The 20,698-nt window shown below is 50.7% G+C and carries 10 protein-coding genes; 9 read left to right on the top strand and 1 reads right to left on the bottom strand.

The window, feature by feature from the left end:
- Positions 1-36 precede the first annotated feature (36 nt).
- A complete protein-coding gene (locus ACFO9Q_RS05720) occupies positions 37-879 on the bottom strand; it encodes an AraC family transcriptional regulator (protein WP_379179611.1) in 843 nt (280 codons plus the stop codon).
- Positions 880-1,021: 142 nt separating this feature from the next.
- Here ACFO9Q_RS05720 and ACFO9Q_RS05715 point away from each other — a divergent pair, with 142 nt between their 5' ends.
- The 9 genes from ACFO9Q_RS05715 (at position 1,022) to ACFO9Q_RS05675 (ending at position 20,668) form a co-directional block, all read left to right on the top strand.
- On the top strand, positions 1,022-8,866 hold the full coding sequence (locus ACFO9Q_RS05715; RefSeq protein WP_379179609.1) for an NPCBM/NEW2 domain-containing protein: 7,845 nt from the start codon (positions 1,022-1,024) through the stop codon (positions 8,864-8,866).
- Positions 8,867-8,947: 81 nt separating this feature from the next.
- Entirely contained in the window at positions 8,948-11,974 is a 3,027-nt protein-coding gene (locus ACFO9Q_RS05710; RefSeq protein ID WP_379179607.1) for an NPCBM/NEW2 domain-containing protein, read from the top strand.
- Between the two features lie 157 nt (positions 11,975-12,131).
- Positions 12,132-13,889, top strand: a complete 1,758-nt coding sequence (locus ACFO9Q_RS05705; protein WP_379179605.1) for a cache domain-containing sensor histidine kinase — start codon at positions 12,132-12,134, stop codon at positions 13,887-13,889.
- The gene (locus ACFO9Q_RS05700; protein WP_379179603.1) at positions 13,882-15,240 is read left to right on the top strand and encodes a response regulator transcription factor; all 1,359 of its coding nucleotides are present in this window, start codon (positions 13,882-13,884) and stop codon (positions 15,238-15,240) included. The genes ACFO9Q_RS05705 and ACFO9Q_RS05700 overlap by 8 nt, the downstream gene beginning before the upstream one ends.
- Before the next feature lie 162 nt (positions 15,241-15,402).
- Positions 15,403-17,145, top strand: coding sequence for a hypothetical protein (locus ACFO9Q_RS05695; RefSeq protein WP_379179601.1), 1,743 nt, complete (start codon positions 15,403-15,405; stop codon positions 17,143-17,145).
- Positions 17,146-17,207: 62 nt separating this feature from the next.
- A complete protein-coding gene (locus tag ACFO9Q_RS05690) occupies positions 17,208-18,116 on the top strand; it encodes an ABC transporter permease (protein ID WP_379179599.1) in 909 nt (302 codons plus the stop codon).
- An 18-nt stretch (positions 18,117-18,134) separates the two neighbouring features.
- Positions 18,135-19,016, top strand: a complete 882-nt coding sequence (locus tag ACFO9Q_RS05685) for a carbohydrate ABC transporter permease (protein ID WP_379179597.1) — start codon at positions 18,135-18,137, stop codon at positions 19,014-19,016.
- A 16-nt stretch (positions 19,017-19,032) separates the two neighbouring features.
- Positions 19,033-19,158 carry a hypothetical protein gene (locus ACFO9Q_RS05680; RefSeq protein WP_379179595.1) on the top strand — a complete coding sequence of 42 codons (126 nt, stop codon included), beginning with the start codon at positions 19,033-19,035 and terminating at the stop codon, positions 19,156-19,158.
- Positions 19,148-20,668 carry a glycoside hydrolase family 43 protein gene (locus ACFO9Q_RS05675; RefSeq protein ID WP_379179593.1) on the top strand — a complete coding sequence of 507 codons (1,521 nt, stop codon included), beginning with the start codon at positions 19,148-19,150 and terminating at the stop codon, positions 20,666-20,668. Before ACFO9Q_RS05680 ends, ACFO9Q_RS05675 begins: the two co-directional genes overlap by 11 nt.
- The last annotated feature ends 30 nt before the right edge of the window (positions 20,669-20,698 follow it).

The following is a 20,698-nucleotide window of genomic DNA, read 5'->3' as shown; positions in this document are numbered from 1 at the left end:
AAAACGGTAGGAAGCTTAGACGTCTATTCCCGTTAATCAATGAATTTGTTGACGGAACGCTTCGGGTGAGAGGTTGTATTCTTTTTTGAACAGGCGGGAGAAGTAGAATGGATCAAGGTAGCCGACCTTGGAGGCAATTACCTTGATGGGCAGCTCGGAGTACAGCATGGACTTGGCTGCCTCCAGCCGCAGACGGGTTAAATATTCCTTGGGCGTAACTCCAACTAAGCTCTTGAACTTCTTCGTCAGATGGTCGAGGGTGCAGCCTTGCTGGTCAGCAAGATCTTGGAGTGAGATATCGTAGGTGTAATGCCTGTTCAACCATTGGATAGCGGACTTGATTCTTCGGTCGGCTTGGCTGCTGGCTAGAAGAGCGGATGGATTCGTCAGCTCAGCACCGCTGGCGTACTGGGCAAGTGCAAGCCGGACCAGTCCTGCTGCCTCATGGTTATAGCCAGCCTTGCGTTCACTTAGGGTACGATAGATCTGGCGGAACAAGAGGGAGACACGTCTTGGTCTCGGAGGCTTAAGAACGGGATGCATAGAGGACAGACCTAAGCTGGTCAGCATCTGGGCGATTCGGGTACCGCTCAAGGCTAGGAATTGATAACTCCACGGATCATTAGCATCAGGAGAGTAGCTGTATAATTCCCTTGGGAAGATGAAGAAGCTCTCGCCAGTGCGAATCTGGAAGCTTCGATCCCCGTAATGGAATGTTCCACTTCCCGATGTGACATGGTGAATAAGGCAGACATTGGTCATTCGATAGGGCTCGAATGTACCTGCCTTGCAATGCTGATATCCCGCGCTAAGCACGTCCATCTCTCCTCGTTCAGGTGCAGGGTTGACGACATACGACCAATCAAGCTCTTCGTTCATCCTCGTAACCTCCTTAATCATATACAAATAATTCCACACGTATAAATCCAGCAGATGTCTTAATCCTCCATGTCAATCTCCCTGAGACTGATAGTACAATGCATGTGAAGCGTTTACAATGTGTCGAGGAGGAAAAATATTCGTGAACAGGCAAGTAAGGGTGAAGTGGTTAGCCATGCTGTTGTCGATCGTACTTGTAGTAACGGGGGTTCCTCTGCCCGTTCTCAGTGCCGTTGCGCAAGCTGCTCCAGAGCCGGCGTCAGCGGACTCTCGGTTCAAGGAGTTCCCGCTTGGGGTTAATCTGGAAGGACCAGGAACAGGCAGCAGAGCAATGGAGTTCGTTGATGTGATGAGAACGGCTAGACCGTTCGAAGCAATAGGGGGTGGAGAGGTCGCTCTCGATGAGCAAGGCTGGCCGCTCGCCGATGCGCGAACCGTGGTACTTGATGTACGGCCAATTGCAGAGTGGGCCGGAACGATTGATGATCCGGAGGGTTATCGGGTAGATATTAGCGGTATATACCATATCTCCTTCACAGGTCAGGCTGAGATCAGCTCGGCTGAAGGAGGGGGGCTGCTAGTTGAGAATCAAGTCTACGCTGCAGATACGAATACGACTACTGCTGAGATTGTGATGCCTTCAGGCGCGCAGCTAATGTACTTGAACTTCGCGAATACGAATGGCGGAATTAAGGATGTCCGCATTATCCGCCCCGGCTATGAGGGGAATACCACTCAGCTATTCACCAATGAGTTCATAGCCTCTCTTGCTCCGTTCAGTACAATCCGCTTCATGGATTGGCTTAGTACGAACGGGACGAACCCCTATTACGGCGATGCGGATCATACATGGGATTGGAACGAGCGTAAGCTGCCGGACGATGCGCCTAGAGGGGATCGACATGGCGTAGCATGGGAAGATATTATTGCGCTCGCTAATCAGACTGGCAAGCATGTATGGATTAATATTCCAATAGCAGCAACAGAGGATTACATTACCCAGCTTGCTGAGCTCCTCAAGACAACGCTTGATCCTGAGGCCAATATCTACGTGGAGAACTCCAATGAAGTGTGGAACTGGATGTTCTCTCAGGCCACGTACAACCAGCAGCAAGCCGAAGCAGAAGTGGCTATGGGCGGCTCTGTACTGAACAATGATGGCTCTGATGACAAGTACTTGTGGGGCAGACGCAATGCAGCTAAGCGCATTGTAGATATAAGCCGCTTGTTCAAGGGAGTGTTCGGAGAGGATGCAATTAACGAGAGAATCCGCCCTGTTCACGCCTGGCAGATTGTACAGCCTTGGCAGTATGAGGAGCAGCTGAGCTGGCTGAAGGCCACCTATGGAGATCCCGCCCAATACTTGTATGCGATTGCAGGAGCTCCCTACTTCGGACCAGATAACGTCTCAGACGATGCTACCGTCGATCAGATCATTGAGGCGATGAGTAAGAGCAGCGATAACTATCGGGCCTTAAGGCAGGATCTAAGGAATGTGGCTGGCACATACGGATTGCACAACATGGTATACGAAGGCGGTCCTGACAATGGCGGCGGAAGAACAGAGAATGTAGGCAATCGCATCCTGGCGAATCGCGATCCGAGGATGGGTGAGCTCGTCTATAAGGATCTTATGCAGAATTGGTATGCGGAGGGGGGAGAGCTGTTCAATTACTTCAGCCTGTCCGGTCCATTCTCCCGCTATGGAAGCTGGGGAGCGGTGGAAGATATTAAGAACCTGAATACCCCGAAGTATCATGCACTTGCTGCCGTGTCGGAGAAGCTTCAGACCCCGGATACGACAGCTCCGACAGCTCCTGCGCAGCTAACCGCGGTCAATGCCTTGTCGACTACGGTTAATCTCGCTTGGGATCCATCGACAGATGATTTTGCCGTGAGCGGCTATCATATCTATAACGGAACAGAGCTGGCAGGAAGTACGAACAAGCTTAGCTTCAGTGCAACGGGTCTAACACCGGGCGCGTCCTATACGTTCACGGTTAAGGCCTATGATGCAGCTGGGAACGTGTCTGAAGCAAGTACCCCGCTAGTTGTATCAACTTCGGCCACTGCATCGGGCTGGCAGGGGCTCTATTATAATAACTTGGACTTCACGGACTTGAAGGTTACTCGTGAGGATGCACTTATTGACTATGATTGGGGAAGCGGCTCTCCTGATGCTTCTATCGACGCAGACACCTTCTCTGTCCGTTGGCTGGGTGAGATTAAGCCCAAGTACTCAGAGAGCTATACCTTCTATACGGAGTCGGATGATGGTGCCCGCCTGTGGGTTAATGATCAGCTCATCATCGACAAGTGGCAAGATCAAGCACCTACAGAGTTCAGCGGCACTATTCAGCTGGAGGCAGACCAGACTTACAGTGTGAAGATGGAATATTACGACAGCGGATACGGGGCAACAGCAAGATTGAAGTGGTCCTCCGCCAGCCAAGCGAAGGAATTAGTAGCACCGGGCGGTAATGGGGGAGGAACAACGCCGACACCGACACCAACGCCAACGCCAACACCAACGCCAACACCAACGCCGACACCAACACCTACTGGCAGTCCAACTGGGGATGTCATGCTCAGCAGCTTGGACTGGACCTTCATGACACAGGGCTTCAGCACTCCGAAGAAGAACCTGAGTGTGGACGGCAATCCGATGTCTCTTAACGGTATCAGCTATGAGAGCGGTATCGGGACGCATGCAGAATCAGAGCTGCGCTATGCTCTTAACGGGCAATATCATCGATTCATAAGCGACATTGGGGTGGATGACGAGGTAGACGCCTGGCCGGGCTCGGTTACCTTCGAGGTATGGGCCGATGGGGAGCAGCTGTATGACAGCGGTCTGCTGAAGTCGGATGAGCCGACTAAGCAGGTGGATATTGACATCAGCGGTAAGCAAGAGCTGAAGCTTGTGGTAACAGACGGCGGTAATGGGAACAGCAGCGACCATGCGAACTGGGCTGGAGCTCTGCTCAGAGCGGGATCGGCACAGCCGGAGGAACTCTTAGCGTACGACGGCTTCGAAGGACCAACCGGCCCGCTGCTCGGGGCCGATGGCGGTACGGGCTGGGCAAGCAGCTGGGAAGTACAGAATGAGTCGAACGTACTGCCAGGATTCGGTGTATCGGATATGAAGCCGCTGCAGTACTTAAGTCTTGAACATTCCGGCAACTATGCATCAGGAGGTCAATCCTATCTTGAAGCTTGGAGGAACCTGGATGTAAGCGATGACGGGGTATTCAGCAGCTATCTGGAGAGCGGTTCAATAGGTCGTGATGACTCTGCTCTATGGATCAGTGCCCTTGTTCGCAAGGAAGAGGATAACAATGATTATTACGTATTAAGCACCAGAGGCGGAGCGCAGCCGGTCAAGCTGACGACTACAGGTGAAGGACTGAATCGGTATTGGGCGCTTGAAGCAGCTGGGATCCTCTACCCGACTACAGTTCGAGCGGAAGCAGGGAAGACAGCTCTCCTCGTCTTGAAGCTGGAATTCGGAGCTGAGGATAAGGTTAGTCTCTATGTGAATCCAATAGAATTAGGCGGCAACGCCCCGGAGGAAGCGGATGCCTCAGCTGTGACGGACTCCTCCATTGCGTTCACAGGAATTACGCTTGCTCCAGGCAGCAAGGCTGGACAAGGCGCACTGGATGAGCTGCGCATAGGGACAAGCTACGCTAAGGTTACGCCTATCGCTGAAGATCATGAGCCTCCTGCTCGTCCGGAGCAGCTTACCGCATCGGACGTAACGAGCACTTCTGTCCAATTAAGCTGGGCGGACTCAAGCGGGGACCAGACGGTGAGCGGGTATCGGGTGTACCGCGATCAAGTGTACGTAGCCACGGTCCGCAGTACAACCTATGCTGCAGCGGGCTTATATGAGAACACCGAGTATGCCTTCCAGATTAGCGCCGTCGATGCCGCAGGCAATGAGTCGGAGCGCACTGAGATGCTGAAGGTAAGAACCTTGCCGAACGGCGGAGGTGGAGCAACAGATGAGCTGCTGGCCTATGACTCCTTCCAGGCTCAGACTGGCTCTCTTCACCAGGCAGGCGGAGGCTTCGGCTGGGCCAATCCTTGGTCTGTGCAGAACAATGATACGACGGTACCAGGATACGAGACACGAGCGGACAATCCGCTTAGCTATCTGTCGCTGGAGCAGCAAGGGAATTATGCATCAGGCGGCTATTCTTACTTGACTTCAACCCGCCAGCTGGACACCTCGGCTAATGGTCCCTTCGCAGCCTATCTGACAGAAGGGGGAATAGGCAAGCCAGGTACGACCTTGTGGATGAGTGCCATCGTTCGTAAGAATCGTGATGACGGGGACTTCTACACAATAGGCAGTGACTGGAGCGGCATCAAGGCGGGGTACTTCGGCAATGACAACGGACCAACCCGTTACTGGGCGCTGCAGATTGCGGGACAGACTTATCCGACTAAGGTTCCCATTGAGCCAGGAGAAGCTGCCATGCTCGTCCTTCGCTTGGACTTCGGCGCGCCTGCCCGTTACAGCTTGTATGTGAACCCAACCTTCCTCGGCGGGCAAGCACCAGCAACACCAGATGCCGCCGTCACGATCGCGAATAACAAGGTTATCTCCTCATGGATGTTCAACCCGGGCCATGCACCTGGGGCAGGAGAGGTCGATGAGCTTCGATTCGGAACGACATACGCAAGTGTCTCTCCGATCCCGCAGGATGAAGAAGCTCCTGCTGTACCAGCTAATCTTGTCTATTCGAAGGTGACTACGTCTTCGGTCTTGTTGTCTTGGCAGCCCTCTACAGATAATCAGTTCGTATCCGGTTATCAGATCTATCAAGGGGATAATCTCATTGGAACTGTACAGGGAACGAGCTTCAAGGCGGAAGGGCTTGATGAGGATACTGCCTACAGCTTCCGTGTCAGCGCCGTGGATCCATCAAGCAATGAATCGGATAAGAGTGCTGCAGTTGAGCTGACAACGTTAACACCGCAGCCCGTTGAGATTGCAATTGACAAGTCGAAGGAATATCAGAGGATTGACGGCTTCGGCGGCTTCGGCCCTGATTCAGGCTCTAAGTACCCGGATCAGCAGGTGAATGAGTTCGGCTTCACTATATTCAGAGACAGCTTGCCCACGAACTTCGAGATTGCCAATGACAATGATGATCCGAATGTCATCGATTGGAATTCTCCGAATTGGAATATAGATGGCAGCCTGACTCCTAATGATATGTGCAGGAATCAAGAAGGTCCGCTTCAAGAACGGTTCCAGCCGATTATGGATATGAAGGCAGCTGCTGATGCAGCAGGCGAGCCCTTCCATCTCATGGTATCGGTATGGAGTCCACCATATTGGATGAAATATACCAGATGTATTTTCGGAGACGACAGCAACTGGAATAAGCTCATTATGGGGCATATTGCCTCTAGTGAATCGCCGAATGATCTTAAGGAGGAATTCGCTGAGCGCTTAGTGGCCTATATCAGCTTCGTCAAGCAGTATACAGGCGTGGATGTGGAGTACCTGAGTATTCAGAATGAGCCAGCCTTCAATGAGTTCTATCAATCTGCCGTCTATACGTCATGGGAGCTCAAGGAGCTGCTGAAGGTGGTTGGCAAGCGATTCGAGAAGGAAGGCATAACGACGAAGCTGTTCATGCCGGAGGACATTGGCTATCTGCCGAGAATTCTCGACTATATGACGACAGCAGGAGATGATCCTGAGGCGCTGGAGCTGCTGGACTTATTCGCTGTTCATGGCTATGGCCAAGATGGTTCGACGAAGGATGACCCCACGCCTTCCAATTGGACGGAGACTCGCAAGATTACAGAGAAGTACAATCGGCCGTTATGGATGACGGAGACCTCTGGCTACGGTCAGCACTGGGGCGGGGCCATGGAGTATGCACAAGCGATGCATCTCGCGCTCAAGTACGGCCGCGTCAGCGGATGGGTGTACTGGACGATTCGTTCAGATAGCCCATTCTACAGCTTGTATGCAAGAGATGGCAGCCCGTCTAATCTTCTATATGCCATGAAGCATTATTCCCGCTTCGTTAGACCGGGAGCTGTTCAAGTCGAGAGCAGTGCAAGTGACGAAGAGCTGCTCGTCAGCTCCTTCCTTCACCGGGAGGACAGGACGCTCACGAACGTACTGGTCAATACGAGTGAGTCACGCAAGAAGGTCACACTGACGATGGAAGGGAACAATCTGCCTGAGCAGTTCGAGGTGTATCGTTCGTCGGAAGGGGAGCAGGCTGTTCAACTGGCAGACCTTCAAGCAGGCGATACCTTCTATATGCCGGCCAAGTCTATCGTGACGTTGGTTGGAAGTCTCGCGCAAGCTGATGCGGAATCAGCTCCATCCATTATTACGGAGCCGCAAGATGTGACTGTCTCTGAAGGTGGGGTTGCTGCTCTCACTGTAGAAGCGGCAGGCACGCCAGAGTTGTCCTACGAATGGTTCTTCAACGGTGAGCCTATCGCTAACGTGGAAGGCAACCGGCTAGAGCTGAAGGGAATTCATGAGAGCATGGCTGGCAAGTATTCCGTGAGGATCAGCTCTCCCTATGGCGTGAAGATGAGCAGGGAAGCTGTGCTGCAGCTGAAGCCGTTCGACGGAATTGCCGTTGCCAAGGTGAGCAGCCCAATCGTAATTGATGGAGTAGCCGATAACAGCTGGTCTCAGGCGGCTGCGTATCCTCTAGACCGCAAGATTACAGGCTTGCCAAGTCTTGCTGAGCATTCCGGTCAATTCAAGGTCATGTGGGATGATCAGCATCTATACGCCTGGGTTGAAGTGAAGGATGATCATGTCGGCGCGAATGCAGCTGGGGCGAAGGATGATGTAGAGCTCTATATAGATGCCGACAACAGCAAGTCGCCGAGCTACGGTTCGAATGACTTCCAATTCATCTTCCCGTACGATCAGTCGGGAGTCATCGAATGGAGGCAGAATGCAACGCAAGGGATTGTGTACAGCGTTGATGCAGTGGAAGGCGGCTATGTCATGGAGATTCAGATTCCATTAGCTAATCTGAATGGGCCGGATGACTTCACTGGGAAGCTGGTCGGGTTCGATGCAGCTACTGATGATCGGGATGGGACAGGATCGAAGCTGGCCTGGCATTCGAGCTCCAATGACATGTGGCAGAATACATCCTACTTCGGAGCAGCTAAGTTCCTGGCAGAGCCGCAGCCCTCAGATGTGCAAGCACCGGTTACGACTGTGCAGGCGAGCGGTGCAACAGGTCAAGGTTCTTACAATGGCGGAAGTGTAAGTCTTACCTTCGCTGCCGCTGATGAATCAGGCGGATCTGGTGTGCAGTCGATCGAATATCGGATGAATCAAGGGGATTGGAAGACGGTGTCCGCTTCTGTACAAGTGAGTGCAGAGGGGATGAACCGTATTGATTATCGTGCGACAGATCTTGCAGGCAATCAAGAACAGCTCAGAACGATCTATGTCGGCATCGACCGCAGCGGGCCAGCTATTCATATGAGCGGTGAGCTTACTGTGGATATAACGGGAGAGCTGAAGCTTGATGTGCAGACTTCAGACTCAGCTAGCGGAGTGGCTTCCACCGTCGTGCGGCTGGACGGGGAGATCGTTAGTTCACCTATTACTGCCGATCTGTTCAAGCTTGGATATGGCGAGCATTCGATTGCCGTTCGGGCAACGGATCGAGCAGGCAATGTATCTGATTCGGCCTATAAGCTAATCGTTACTGCAAGTCTAGATACGCTGGATGAGCTTATCCGGAAGGGGCTCGACAACGGAAGCATCAAGGACCATCAGTGGGTGAAGAGTCTCTACGCTAAGGTGGAGAAGGCGCAGAAGGGATCGAAGTATCCCATCCTGACAGCGGCCAGATTAAGATCCTTGCACAATGAGATTGCTGCACAGTCAGGCAAGAAGATTACGAAGGATTACGCGAAGCTGCTGGATGAAGGGATTCAGCTTATTAGAGCGAGCTTGCTGCGGAGGTAATGGACGAATAAGAGGAATTCCTGCTTGGCCGGTCTAGTGACTGGCCGGCCAAGACTATTACAAGTCTATGAGGAGGCATTCATGAGTACACAACGCACGTACCGCAAGATGATGGCTGGAATGATGGCTTGGCTTCTATTCTTCACAGTCTTCACCATGGGGACGATGAGGCAAGAAGTCGCGTATGCAGCAGAGACCACTTACATTAGTGATCTGAGCTGGACCACGGCAACGACGGGGTTCGGTACAGTCCAGAAGGACAAGAGCATTGACGGCAATACGATTACATTGAACGGTGTGACGTATACGAAGGGATTAGGGACACATGCGGCCTCTACGATTACGTACACGCTCAATAATGGTTATACCCGGTTCGTCTCCGATGTTGGAATCGATGACGAACAGAATCCTTGGGGGGGCACAGTCGTCTTCCAGGTGTGGGCTGACGGAACGAAGCTGTATGACAGCGGTGTCATGAACAACACAACACCTACCAAGACCATTGATGTCAACATCACAGGCAAGACCCAGCTTCAGTTAATTGCAACGGATGCTGGAGATGGGAATAGCAGCGATCATGCCGATTGGGCGGGAGCACGTGTCATTAACGATTCAACGGGTGGTACAGGCACGGGAACGGGGCTTCGAGGCGAGTACTATGACAATGCCGATCTGACCAATTCCAAGCTTGTTCGGACAGATAACAAGGTTGAGTTCGATTGGGTGAACGGCTCTCCGGACCCATTGGTAGGAAGCGACACCTTCTCCGTCCGCTGGACCGGACAGGTACAAGCACAGACTTCTGAGGTGTATACCTTCTATACGAATACCGATGACGGCGCTAGGCTGTGGGTGAACAACCAGCTTATCATTGACAAGTGGGTTGATCAGTCCCCTACCGAATGGAGCGGCTCTGTATCACTGGCTGCAGGGCAGAAGATGGATATTAAGCTGGAGTATTATGAGAACGGGTATGGTGCAGCGGCTAAGCTATACTGGTCAACTCCTACGATAGCCAAGCAGATTATTCCTCAGAGTCAGCTGTACGCAGCACAAGGAGGATCCGGAGGAACAGGCGGCTCTATAGCCGAACGATACATGGGCATTAATATTGAGCATCCTAGTGACTCTTCCAACTTGAAAATATTCGCTAACGCTTATAAAACTGTGAGAATTGGAAGCCCTAACTCCCCTGCCGATTACACCTTCCCTGTGGATTCGAGTGGTGATCCCTATCAAGACTTCGGCCTGTTCATGTGGGATGCAGGCGGATTCATTAATGATACGCAAGGGTCCTATGCGATTAGCTTCAACGGGCAGGCAACGGTAGCCGTTACACTGGGTGATGCCTCTATTCCAGGAGGAATCTCGTATAACTCGGCGACGAATACAAGCTCTGGGACGATGGTCGTGAATACGAACAGCACGGTCTCGCTGAAGTTCACGAATACGAAGCGAACGAGCAGCTCAGCAGCGAACACTGGGGTAACCAATATGAAGATTATGCGTCCGGTCTCGCCGGGGTCATCGACAAGCTATCCTGCTTCAACGGTATTCTCGGATACGTTCAAGAACATCATTAAGAATGAATTCAAGGCTAAGGCCATTCGATTCATGGACTTCACCGCTACGAATGGCAAGACTGGTGAGGTGCAGTGGTCAGATCGTGTAACGCCGGCTATGGTTCAATCGCTTGGCGGCGGGACGGGATACGGCTGGCAAGGCAAGGGCGGTGCGTGGGAATACATTGTCATGCTCTGCAATGAACTGGATGTAGATGCGTGGATTAGTGTACCTACCGCTGTTAATGATGACTATATTACAAAGCTTGCCCAGCTATTCAAGTATGGGACGAATGGCGTGACACCCTATACCAGCACGCAAGCTAACCCGGTATATCCAGGGCTGGAAGCCGGCCGTAAGCTGTATGTCGAGTATAGCAATGAGTTGTGGAATACGGCCGGCGCCTTCACCCAATCGACATGGAACAAGGATCAAGCCGTTGCGGAAGTTAATGCAGGCGGTTCCATCCTTAATTATGATGGAACAACCAATGTGTGGCAGCTTGGCTGGAGACGTCAAGCGAAGCGTACAGTGGAGATTAGTAATGCATTCCGAGCAGTCTTCGGAGATAGTGAGATGATGACCCGTATTCGACCTGTTCTAGAGTGGCAGCAGGGAGACGGACAGGGTACAGCAGGAACGATGCTCTCCTTCATTGATAATTGGTACAGCAACAAGGATGGGAATCATGTGGCAGTTCCTCGTCCGGTGAATTACTTCATCTGGGGGGGCAGCGGGTCTGCTTACTACAGCCCGGATAATCATAGTGACACACTGAGCCTGACGAACTTCTGGAGCAATGGGGATATGGATCCTGCTACATGGGCGAATGCACAGAAGATTGATGCTTCATGGGCGGCTATGTTCGGACTGAAGCGAACAGCCTATGAAGGAGGGCCGTCTCTGGACAATACAGGTCATAGTGAGAGTGTGAAGCTGCAAGCTTGGAACGATTCGCGTATGACCGCTGAAGTAACGGAGCATCAGCAAGCTTGGGAGCAATATGGCGGTGATATTCTGATGTACTTCACCTTCTCTGCGCTTAGCAACACTGGTTATTATCAGTGGGAGTTCGTCAAGGATATGAACAATCCCGTAGCAACCTCGCCTAAGCTAGCTGCAATCAAGAGCCTCGCGGACGGTGCCAAGGAAGCTGTTACTTATGGAATTGCGGTCCCTGGTTCGGCAAGCGGAGACAGCTGGGTTCTGAACTCCAGAGGGTGGGGCACTCCGACTGCCGGAGGAGTAACGCTGCGTCATGAGCCAGATCAATATGGCTCTGCTCCTATCCGTTGGACGTCCTACAACTTCAAGACGAGTGCCGCTGGGTCCGTGACACCATCCTTCACCTATTCTGCTAGTAATGCAGCTCAGGTAGAAGTACATGTAGACGGCAACTATGTCAGCACGCTTACGACAAGCGGCACTTCTGGACAGACGCTGACCTACACGGCTGCAGCTGTTGGCGTACCTGGCGGACTTCATAGTGTACGGCTGTATTGCAAGACGGGACCCATTCAAGTATCACAAGTGTCCCTGAATTAGAGAGATTGCGACAAGAAGCCGGAGATCCTCTCCGGCTTCTTGTCTGTTGCGTTAGGATTGACACTGGAAGTAAGTTGCTGGCAGTATGAGTATACTGGCTCAGAGTAATCCTCTCTGCCAAGCTGCACAACCATTCTAGCTGCTGGGAGGACATGGTATGAAGTCCGTAGTCTCACGTCTATTGCCTGGATCTCTTAAGGTAAGACTGCTCATTGCCTTGCTGTTAGCCTCCTTCATCCCCGTTGCCATGATTGGAGGAGTATCGCTGCATTCTATCTACTCCATACTGGAGAACAAGGTAGAGCGAGGCTTCGTTACGACCCTTGAACAAGAGCGGAAGGGACTGGAGAACGCCTTCAACAATCTGGATTATGCTTCGAAGCAGCTTGCCTATTATGGGGATATAAGAGACAGCTATAACCTCTACGTAGGCCAATCTGATCCTCTAGTCAGAGCTGAGCTTGAGCGCAATGTGAACCGTTATATGACTATTGTCAACTATACGAATCCTGACCTTGGACTAATGACGTTCTACGTTCCTGAGGATGAGCAGTACATATTCCCGAATATGAATATAAGAACCGGCGTCGATATCGAGAACCACCTGCTCGCATCGAGAGCAAGCTACAATCTGTCCTTCCATGGACCTCACCGCACCTTGTACCCGTATAGTGACAATCAAGTGCTGTCAGTCATTCGATCTATTGACCAAGGCTCAGGTGACAAAAAAATACTAGTCTACATTGAAACGAACTTCAAAGTGTTTCAAAATCGTCTAAATGAAGAGACGTATGGCGTACCTGTTCAGCACTTGCTCGTGGATAAGGACAATGTCGTGCTCTACAGCGACAATGAGTCGTCCTTCGGACAGGGGAGCCAGTTAGCCATTCCACCTTCACAGCATGATGGGTATGTGGAATATGGGGATTATTTATTCTTCACGTCTACTAGCGACCTAGGCTGGTCATTAATGACTGTCGTGCATAAGAAGGATTTCAATCGAGAGATGAAGCTCTTCCTGAACAAGTTCTATGTGATTGCAGCAGTCTCTATCTTGATTAGCTTGGCGCTGGCTTGGCTAATATGGAAGACCATCTACTCTCCGCTTATGTGGTTGAGGAAGCATATTCATTATACGGCCAGCAGCCGGTTCAACGAGCCCATTCAAGTAACGGGTGTACATGAGTTCGATGATCTGCTCCTGAAGTTCCAAGGCATGAATACCGAGATCAGCAACCTGGTTGCAGAGGTAGGCAGGAAGGAGCGCAACAAGCGCAAGCTTGAAGTAGAGAAGCTGATGTATCAGATTAACCCTCACTTCATCCATAATACCTTGAATACGGTACAATGGATGGCCAAGATCAACAACCAGCAGGAAATATTCAAGCTGATCACACTGTTCATAGAGGTCATGGACTACAACTTAGGTAAGGAAGGCGAGATTGTCACGGTACAGCAGGAGCTTCAGGCATTGAAGGATTATATTAACCTGCAGCAGATCCGGTATAATCATGCTTTTCACGTGGAATATGATACGTCCGAGGATGTGACCAGCTATCCCATGCCTCGATTCATCCTGCAGCCAATTGTTGAGAATGCGCTCTATCACGGGTTCAAGCACAAGGACGGTGAGATTCAAGTGCGCATCAGGCAGGCAGCTAATCCGCACTACTTCATCATTGAAGTGAAGGATAACGGCGGAGGCATGGAGCAAGAGCAGGTAGAGAGGCTGTTCTCCCAGAATGAAGATCAAGCTCAGAAGGTTGGCTTAGGCATCGGTCTGCGTTATGTGCAGAACACGCTTCAGGTGTTCTACGGAGAACAGTATGATCTGCGTGTGCATTCTGAGCTCGGCCAAGGCATGACGATTGAGATACAGCTTCCGATCAGAATCAAGGAGGATGCATATGATTAGGACGATTATCGTTGAGGATGAATTCTATATTCGCAGAGGACTAATTCATTCCCTTCCCTGGGAAGCCTTCGGCATGGAGATTATCGGAGAAGCAGACAATGGGGAGTCTGCCCTTGAGCTGCTTGCACAGCTGGATGCTGATCTTGTCATTACCGATCTAACGATGCCCGTCATGTCGGGAATAGAGCTCATGAGGCGGTTGAGTACAACTAGGCCAGACTTGCCTGTTGCCGTACTTACCTGTCATCGTGACTTCGATTATATTCAAGAAGCGCTTAGGCTCGGTGCGATTGACTACATGGTGAAGACTAAGCTGGAATCCATGGAGCTTGAAGAGAGCTTAAGCCGCATCTCTGACAGAATCCATCAGATGAATCGAAATCAACCGACTCGATCGGCAGGGTGGATATGGATGAATCGATCCGGAACGTCTTGTGAGGCGTTGGAGAGATTGAAGTCTCAATACGCTCTTGTCCCCCACCCTTCCCATTCCTTCCTTGCTTATATGCCGGAGGCTCACATGGACCATATGCTGAAGGACACCTTGCTGAGCTCCGATCTCATTCTCCTAATTGTAGAGGGGCTTGGGCCGTCGGACTGGGCGAATTACTCGGCTCATCTTGTGGACTTCATCCAAGGTCCGTTCTTCTACCGATATGAACCTTCCTTAGCTGAGGCTGTCACGGTCACTCTTCAAGAGGTGCTGGAACAATCGAACAAGCAAAGCAGCAAGAGACTTACCCGGTTCAAGGATATCTGGCAGTCCTTCAGCTGGCTGTTCAGCGATAGTCTATGGGAGGAATGGCTGCAGCTCGTTCGAGAAGAGCAGCCTGCCCCGAAGCAGCTGAAGACGATGCTGCATAGCACTTATGAGGAGTGGAGTCACGCCTCTATACTTAAGCAAGAGCAATATCTCCCGTTGCTGTCAGGGGAATTCTACAGCTGGTCAGAGTACCGAGCGGTTCTGGATCGAACTCGGCTCCATCTGCAGCAACAGCTTGGGAAGCAGCCGTATTCCCAAGACATTGTGCTAAGTGCATTGAGGTCACTGCCCGTTATAACGGAGTTGCTGCCGGAAGGCTTAAGCCAGAACCTGGTGGCACAGAAGGTCAATATGAGCAGAGGATACTTCTCTCAAGTATTCAAGGATACGCTAGGTCTGTCGTTCAATGATTATGTGAAGGAGTACAGCTTATCGATTGCGAAGCGGTACCTTCAGCAGAATGAGTATCCAATCTATTGGATTGCCGAGCAGGCAGGCTTCAAGGATGAGCGATACTTCAGCCGATTGTTCAGACAGCAGACAGGTGTCTTGCCCTCGGAGTACCGAAGTCAACATAAGGAGAAGTAGATTGGTAGAAAATAGTGAGATTATACTGGTTGGCTAAGGCGGCATGGGGAATCAAATGACGAATTTCCTCATGCCGTCTTACCGTATTCACTTAAGCGGTTACATAGTATTCGTGTATGATGGGTCTGTGAGATACACTATTCTGTTAGAAGGGGTGCAGGAATGAATAAACGGTCGGTTATCGCATTAACAATTGCAGCCGTATTAACGCTCACAGCAGCGGCAGGCTGCAGCAATTCAGGTAATAATAACGGGGGCAATCAAGGTGGCAACACGAACAATGTTCAGGACGGGAACACGGTTAAGGAGACAGATAAGCCAGCTGCGGATCCCTTCAGTAAGTATGACAGCACGGTAGAGATGAGTGTCATCTACCAGCACAATGCGGAATCCGAGAAGAAGTTCATCGAAGGATCTACTTACGAGGACAATTGGTTCAATGACCTGTATCTTGAAGATCTTAACATTAAGCCTAAGGTGAAGTGGACAGCTCCTGCAGGCGATTCCTACAAGCAGAAGTATAACTTGATGATTGCCAGTAATGATCTGGCTGATGTATTCAGCATTGAAGGCAGCGGCGGCAAGTCTGCTAGAACTATATTGAAGGAGCTAGTCGAAGCAGGGCAGATTGAAGATCTGAGCAAGGTCTACGAAGAATACGCTTCCGATTCTGTGAAATCGATATACAACTCATTCGACAATGGTAAAGCGCTTGAGAATGCTTCAGTAGATGGCAAGCTCTATGCGCTGCCTGCTCAGGGAGACACGTATTCTCAAGCTCCAGTGCTGTGGGTTCGACAGGATTGGCTGGATAAGCTCAGCCTTCCAGCTCCGAGAACGTTGGAAGAGTTAATTACGGTAGCACGCTCCTTCGTCAATAACGATCCTGACGGCAACAGCAAAAAAGACACGATGGGCTTAGCCTTCAATAAAGATATCTATGCGGGAGCACCAACCGATGGCGGGGCACTGTTCTACTACAATAACTCGTATCCTAAAACTTGGTTGAACGACAGCTCGGGCCAAGTCGTATGGGGAGGCATCCAGCCAGAAACGAAGTCAACCCTAAGCATACTTGCTGATATGTATAAGGAAGGCCTATTAAATGATGAATTCGCTCAGCAAGATGGCAACAAGAATAGTGAGCTGATTACAAGCGGCAAGATCGGGATGACGTTCGCTTCCTGGTGGAGCGCCTATTGGCCGCTAGGCAGTTCGATTGACAGTGATCCGAAGGCGGATTGGCGCGCCTATACCTTCTCACCTGACGGTACCATTCGCGCTGCCTTCGATAATCCAACGAACATACTCTATGTTGTCCGCAAGGGCTATGAGCATCCTGAAGCACTGGTGAAGCTGTTGAATGTAACGGAGAGATACAAGCATGACAACAGCTTCCCGAAGTATATGGACCACGAGCAAGAAGTGAAGACGCAGAATCCAGATGGCAAGACAGAAGCTCCAACCATTCTTCCAGCATTCTCAATCTCGTCGGTGTCCGAGCAGTTCGACAGTTCCAAGAAATTCCAAGCTATCATTGAAGGAAAAGCGACAGAAGAAGATCTCACACGCGGTGAGAAGGATATCTGGAAAGATATTAAGCTGAACCAAGAAAATCCTAAAAAAGTTCTAAACGCCTACAAAGTATATATCAACTGGATCTATGCACTGGGCAGCTTGGCTAATGCCAAGATGGATGTGAAGTTCAACGCATTCCAAGATACAACCCCGACGTATGATGATCGGATGGGTGCATTGAACGATAAGCAGCTTGTCGCCTTCACCAAAATCATTATGGGTAAAGAACCCGTTGATTACTTCGATACATTCGTTAAGGAATGGAAAGAGCAAGGCGGCGATCAGATTACAAAAGAAATTAACGAAGTCGTTCAAAAAAATAAATAAGCTATAATAATCGCGGATTGGCGCTAAGCTTTTTTTTAGCGCCAATCGTGTTATAGAGGTGAATGATGATGGTTCAAAAAATACTGAGATCCAATCAGTTCACATATCATGTGATGCTGCTGCCTGTATTCATCCTGTTCTTCCTGTTCAGTGTGCTTCCGATCTATGGCATTGTGCTGGCATTCAAAGACTTCTCACCGACGAAAGGGGTACTCGGTTCAGAGTGGGTAGGCATGGAGCATTATCAGTTCTTAATAAAAAATCCAGAGATCTGGCAGGTGCTCGAAAACACCATCATTATCGCTCTAGCTAAACTTGTCACCATGTTAATCATACCTATCGTACTTGCTATTATGCTGAATGAAATAAAGCATCAGTTATTCAAGCGTTCTGTACAGACGATTACCTATCTGCCTCACTTCTTGTCTTGGGTAGTGCTGGCCGGTATATTCCGGGATATCTTCTCTAACCACGGCGTCATTAACGGAATGCTGACCTCGATCCTCGGCATCGAGCCCATCAGCTTCTTGGCCAGCAATGAATGGTTCCGGCCTATTATGGTCCTATCAAACGTATGGAAGGAGATGGGGTTCTCTACCATTATCTATCTGGCTGCCTTGACCAGTATTAACCCTGCACTATACGAGGCAGCAGTCATGGACGGCGCCTCTCGCTTCAGACAGCTGTGGCATATTACGCTGCCTGGCATCTCTATGACCATTGCTCTTCTGGCTACCCTTAGCTTGAATGGTGTACTTAACGCGGGCTTCGACCAGATCTTCAATCTGTACAATGTGTTAGTCTATGATACGGCTGATATTATCGATACTTGGGTATTCCGCAACGGCCTAATTGGTGCGCAATATGAGATCGGAACGGCAATCGGATTAGTGAACAGTACATTCGGATTAATTCTAATCGCAATTACGTATACTCTCGCCTATAGATTTGCGAATTATCGGATCTTCTGAGGCAGAAAGGAATAGATTATGGTTCGTTCTAAAACTTGGGGCTCACGTGCCTATGATATCACCCTCTATGCGAGTCTCATTCTGGTGTCCATCCTCACGATGTTCCCCATCCTGCACACCATTGCCGTATCCTTCAGCAGCTCGGCTGCAGCAGGTGCGGGAGAGATTACGATATTCCCGCAGAAGCTCAGTCTCAAGGCCTATGAGAAGGTCATGGAAGATGATCAGTTCTTCGTCTCCTTCGGGGTGTCTGCCTTGCGGATCGCAGCGGTTCTCCTGCTAGGTACGATCGTCACTTACTTGGCAGCCTACCCATTCTCTCGTGAGACCAAAGAGTTCAAAATGCGCAATATCTACCTATGGACGATACTCATCGTCGGGAGCTTCAGCGGAGGCATCATTCCAGGATTCCTCAATGCGAAGATGTTAGGGCTGTATGACAACTTCTGGGTACTCGTGCTGCCCTACCTGTTCAACTTCGGCAATGTATTGCTTGTGTTCAACTTCTGGAGGAATCTGCCGAAGGAGCTTGACGATTGCTCCAGCATAGATGGGGCAGGTCCTTGGACGAAGCTGCTTCATATCTACTTCCCAATGTCATTCCCCGTACTGGCGACGATATCCTTATTCACCATCGTCATGATCTGGAATGATTATGTACAAGCCATGATCTTCATTAATGATCGCAGTCTGGTCCCGCTGCAGACCTATATGCAAGAGATTGTTATTCAGATTGACCCGTCTAAGCCGGAAGAAGTCGGCGTGATGCTTAGCGAGGTATCGAACCAGACACTGAATGCCGCCAAGATCGTGCTTACGATGCTGCCGATTGTATTCATATATCCGCCTATGCAGAGATTCTTCATCCAAGGCATTACGCTTGGCTCAGTCAAGGAATAAGGAGCATGGAGCCTAGATGACCAATCATTATTCAGACCTAACCACTATGACTGACGGCACGACCTTGACAGAGCTTGAAGCTGGCCGAGTAGAGGCAAGGTGTAAGGTGAAGCTGCAGGGGAGGAGAGGAGATGAGATATAGGAATCCAATCCTGAGGGGGTTCTATCCGGATCCTAGTATCTGCAGGAAGGGTGAAGATTATTATCTCGTCACCTCTTCCTTCGAGTACTGGCCTGCTGTCCCGATCTTCCACAGTAAGGATCTCATCCACTGGAGGCAGATTGGACATTGTCTAACTCGGCATTCCCAGCTTCAGCTACAGGACTTGTATGGTCCTCATGGCATATTCGCCCCCACTCTTCGGTATCATAACGGCTTGTTCTACATGATTACAACAGATGTCAGGGGGCAAGGACACTTCTATGTAACGGCCAAGGAGCCTGCTGATCAGTGGTCTGATCCTGTCTTCATTGAAGGAGACGGCTTCGATCCAGACCTATTCTTCGACGACGACGGCAAGGTGTACTATTCGTATCATCCAAGCGACGGTAACATTAAGCAATGTGAGATTGACCTGCATACCGGAGTGAAGCTATCCGAGGAGATCGTCATCTGGGAGGGCTATGAGGATAAGTATTGTGAAGGCCCTCATCTGTACAAGATCAATGGATCGTATTATCTGCTGGCTGCGGAAGGGGAGACCTACCATGGGCATATGGCTGTCATCGCCAAGGGACCTTCGCCATCCGGGCCCTTCCTGTCCTGTCCGCATAATCCGATACTGACTCATAGGAGTCTAGGCTGGACAGCTATTCAGTCCATTGGTCATGCCGACCTCATTCAGAGTCATCATGGTACCTGGTGGCTTGTGTTCCTTGGAGTTAGACGAATCGGCTGGGGGAATCATCATCTAGGCAGGGAGACCTTCATCGCCCCTGTACAATGGACGGAGGATGGCTGGCCCATGGTCAATCAAGGGGAGCCTATCGCACTCACGATGGAAGTTGCTGAGGATTACGAGCTCCACCCCTGGCCAGCTGAACCGACTAGAGATGACTTCAATCATCGAGAGCTGCCCTTACATTGGAATACGCTACGCAATCCTATGGGGCAGCCCTTATGGTCCTTAACGAGACGGCCGGGCTGGTTATCCATTCAGGGTGAGGCGCCGACTCTAAGCGACATTGCATTTCATTCCTTCGTCGGACGAAGACAGCAGCATTTCCAATGCCGATGTGAAGCATGGTGTGAGTTCGTTCCGAGCCGCGACGGAGAGGAAGCTGGTCTAACCGTACGAATGAATGAACGCTTCCATTATGAGATAAGCATCACTCAGCAAGCAGGGAAGCGAGGCATTCTGTTACGGAAGCGGGTTGCCGACCTGACGGTGGAGCAATTCGAAGAGATACAGTCTACTATGGCCGTTGTTCTGCGAATAATGGCTGCAGCCGAAGGCTACCAATTCAGCTATCGTGAAGGAACCACAGGAGAATGGCATATGGCTGGAACAGGGGAGAGTCTCTTACTGTCCCAAGAGGTTGCTGGAGGATTCACCGGTGTATATGCGGGCATGTATGCTACTGGCAATGGGCGGAGCTGCGAGCAGCCTGCTCACTTCGACTGGTTCGAATACGAAGGGCTAGATGAATGAGAATAGTATGATGCTGCAGCTGCTGTACAG

This window comes from Paenibacillus sp. GCM10023252, from assembly GCF_042653305.1.
In the GTDB taxonomy this organism is placed as follows: domain Bacteria; phylum Bacillota; class Bacilli; order Paenibacillales; family Paenibacillaceae; genus Pristimantibacillus.
This window is presented reverse-complemented; position numbering and strand designations above follow the sequence as displayed.

Bases quoted from the DNA above. Each gene is read 5' to 3' on its own strand.
- ACFO9Q_RS05720 (WP_379179611.1), bottom strand. From the start codon at position 879: ATGAACGAAGAGCTTGATTGGTCGTATGTCGTCAACCCTGCACCTGAA.
- ACFO9Q_RS05710 (WP_379179607.1), top strand. From the start codon at position 8,948: ATGAGTACACAACGCACGTACCGCAAGATGATGGCTGGAATGATGGCT.
- ACFO9Q_RS05705 (WP_379179605.1), top strand. From the start codon at position 12,132: ATGAAGTCCGTAGTCTCACGTCTATTGCCTGGATCTCTTAAGGTAAGA.
- ACFO9Q_RS05700 (WP_379179603.1), top strand. From the start codon at position 13,882: ATGATTAGGACGATTATCGTTGAGGATGAATTCTATATTCGCAGAGGA.
- ACFO9Q_RS05695 (WP_379179601.1), top strand. From the start codon at position 15,403: ATGAATAAACGGTCGGTTATCGCATTAACAATTGCAGCCGTATTAACG.
- ACFO9Q_RS05690 (WP_379179599.1), top strand. From the start codon at position 17,208: ATGATGATGGTTCAAAAAATACTGAGATCCAATCAGTTCACATATCAT.
- ACFO9Q_RS05685 (WP_379179597.1), top strand. From the start codon at position 18,135: ATGGTTCGTTCTAAAACTTGGGGCTCACGTGCCTATGATATCACCCTC.
- ACFO9Q_RS05680 (WP_379179595.1), top strand. From the start codon at position 19,033: ATGACCAATCATTATTCAGACCTAACCACTATGACTGACGGCACGACC.
- ACFO9Q_RS05675 (WP_379179593.1), top strand. From the start codon at position 19,148: ATGAGATATAGGAATCCAATCCTGAGGGGGTTCTATCCGGATCCTAGT.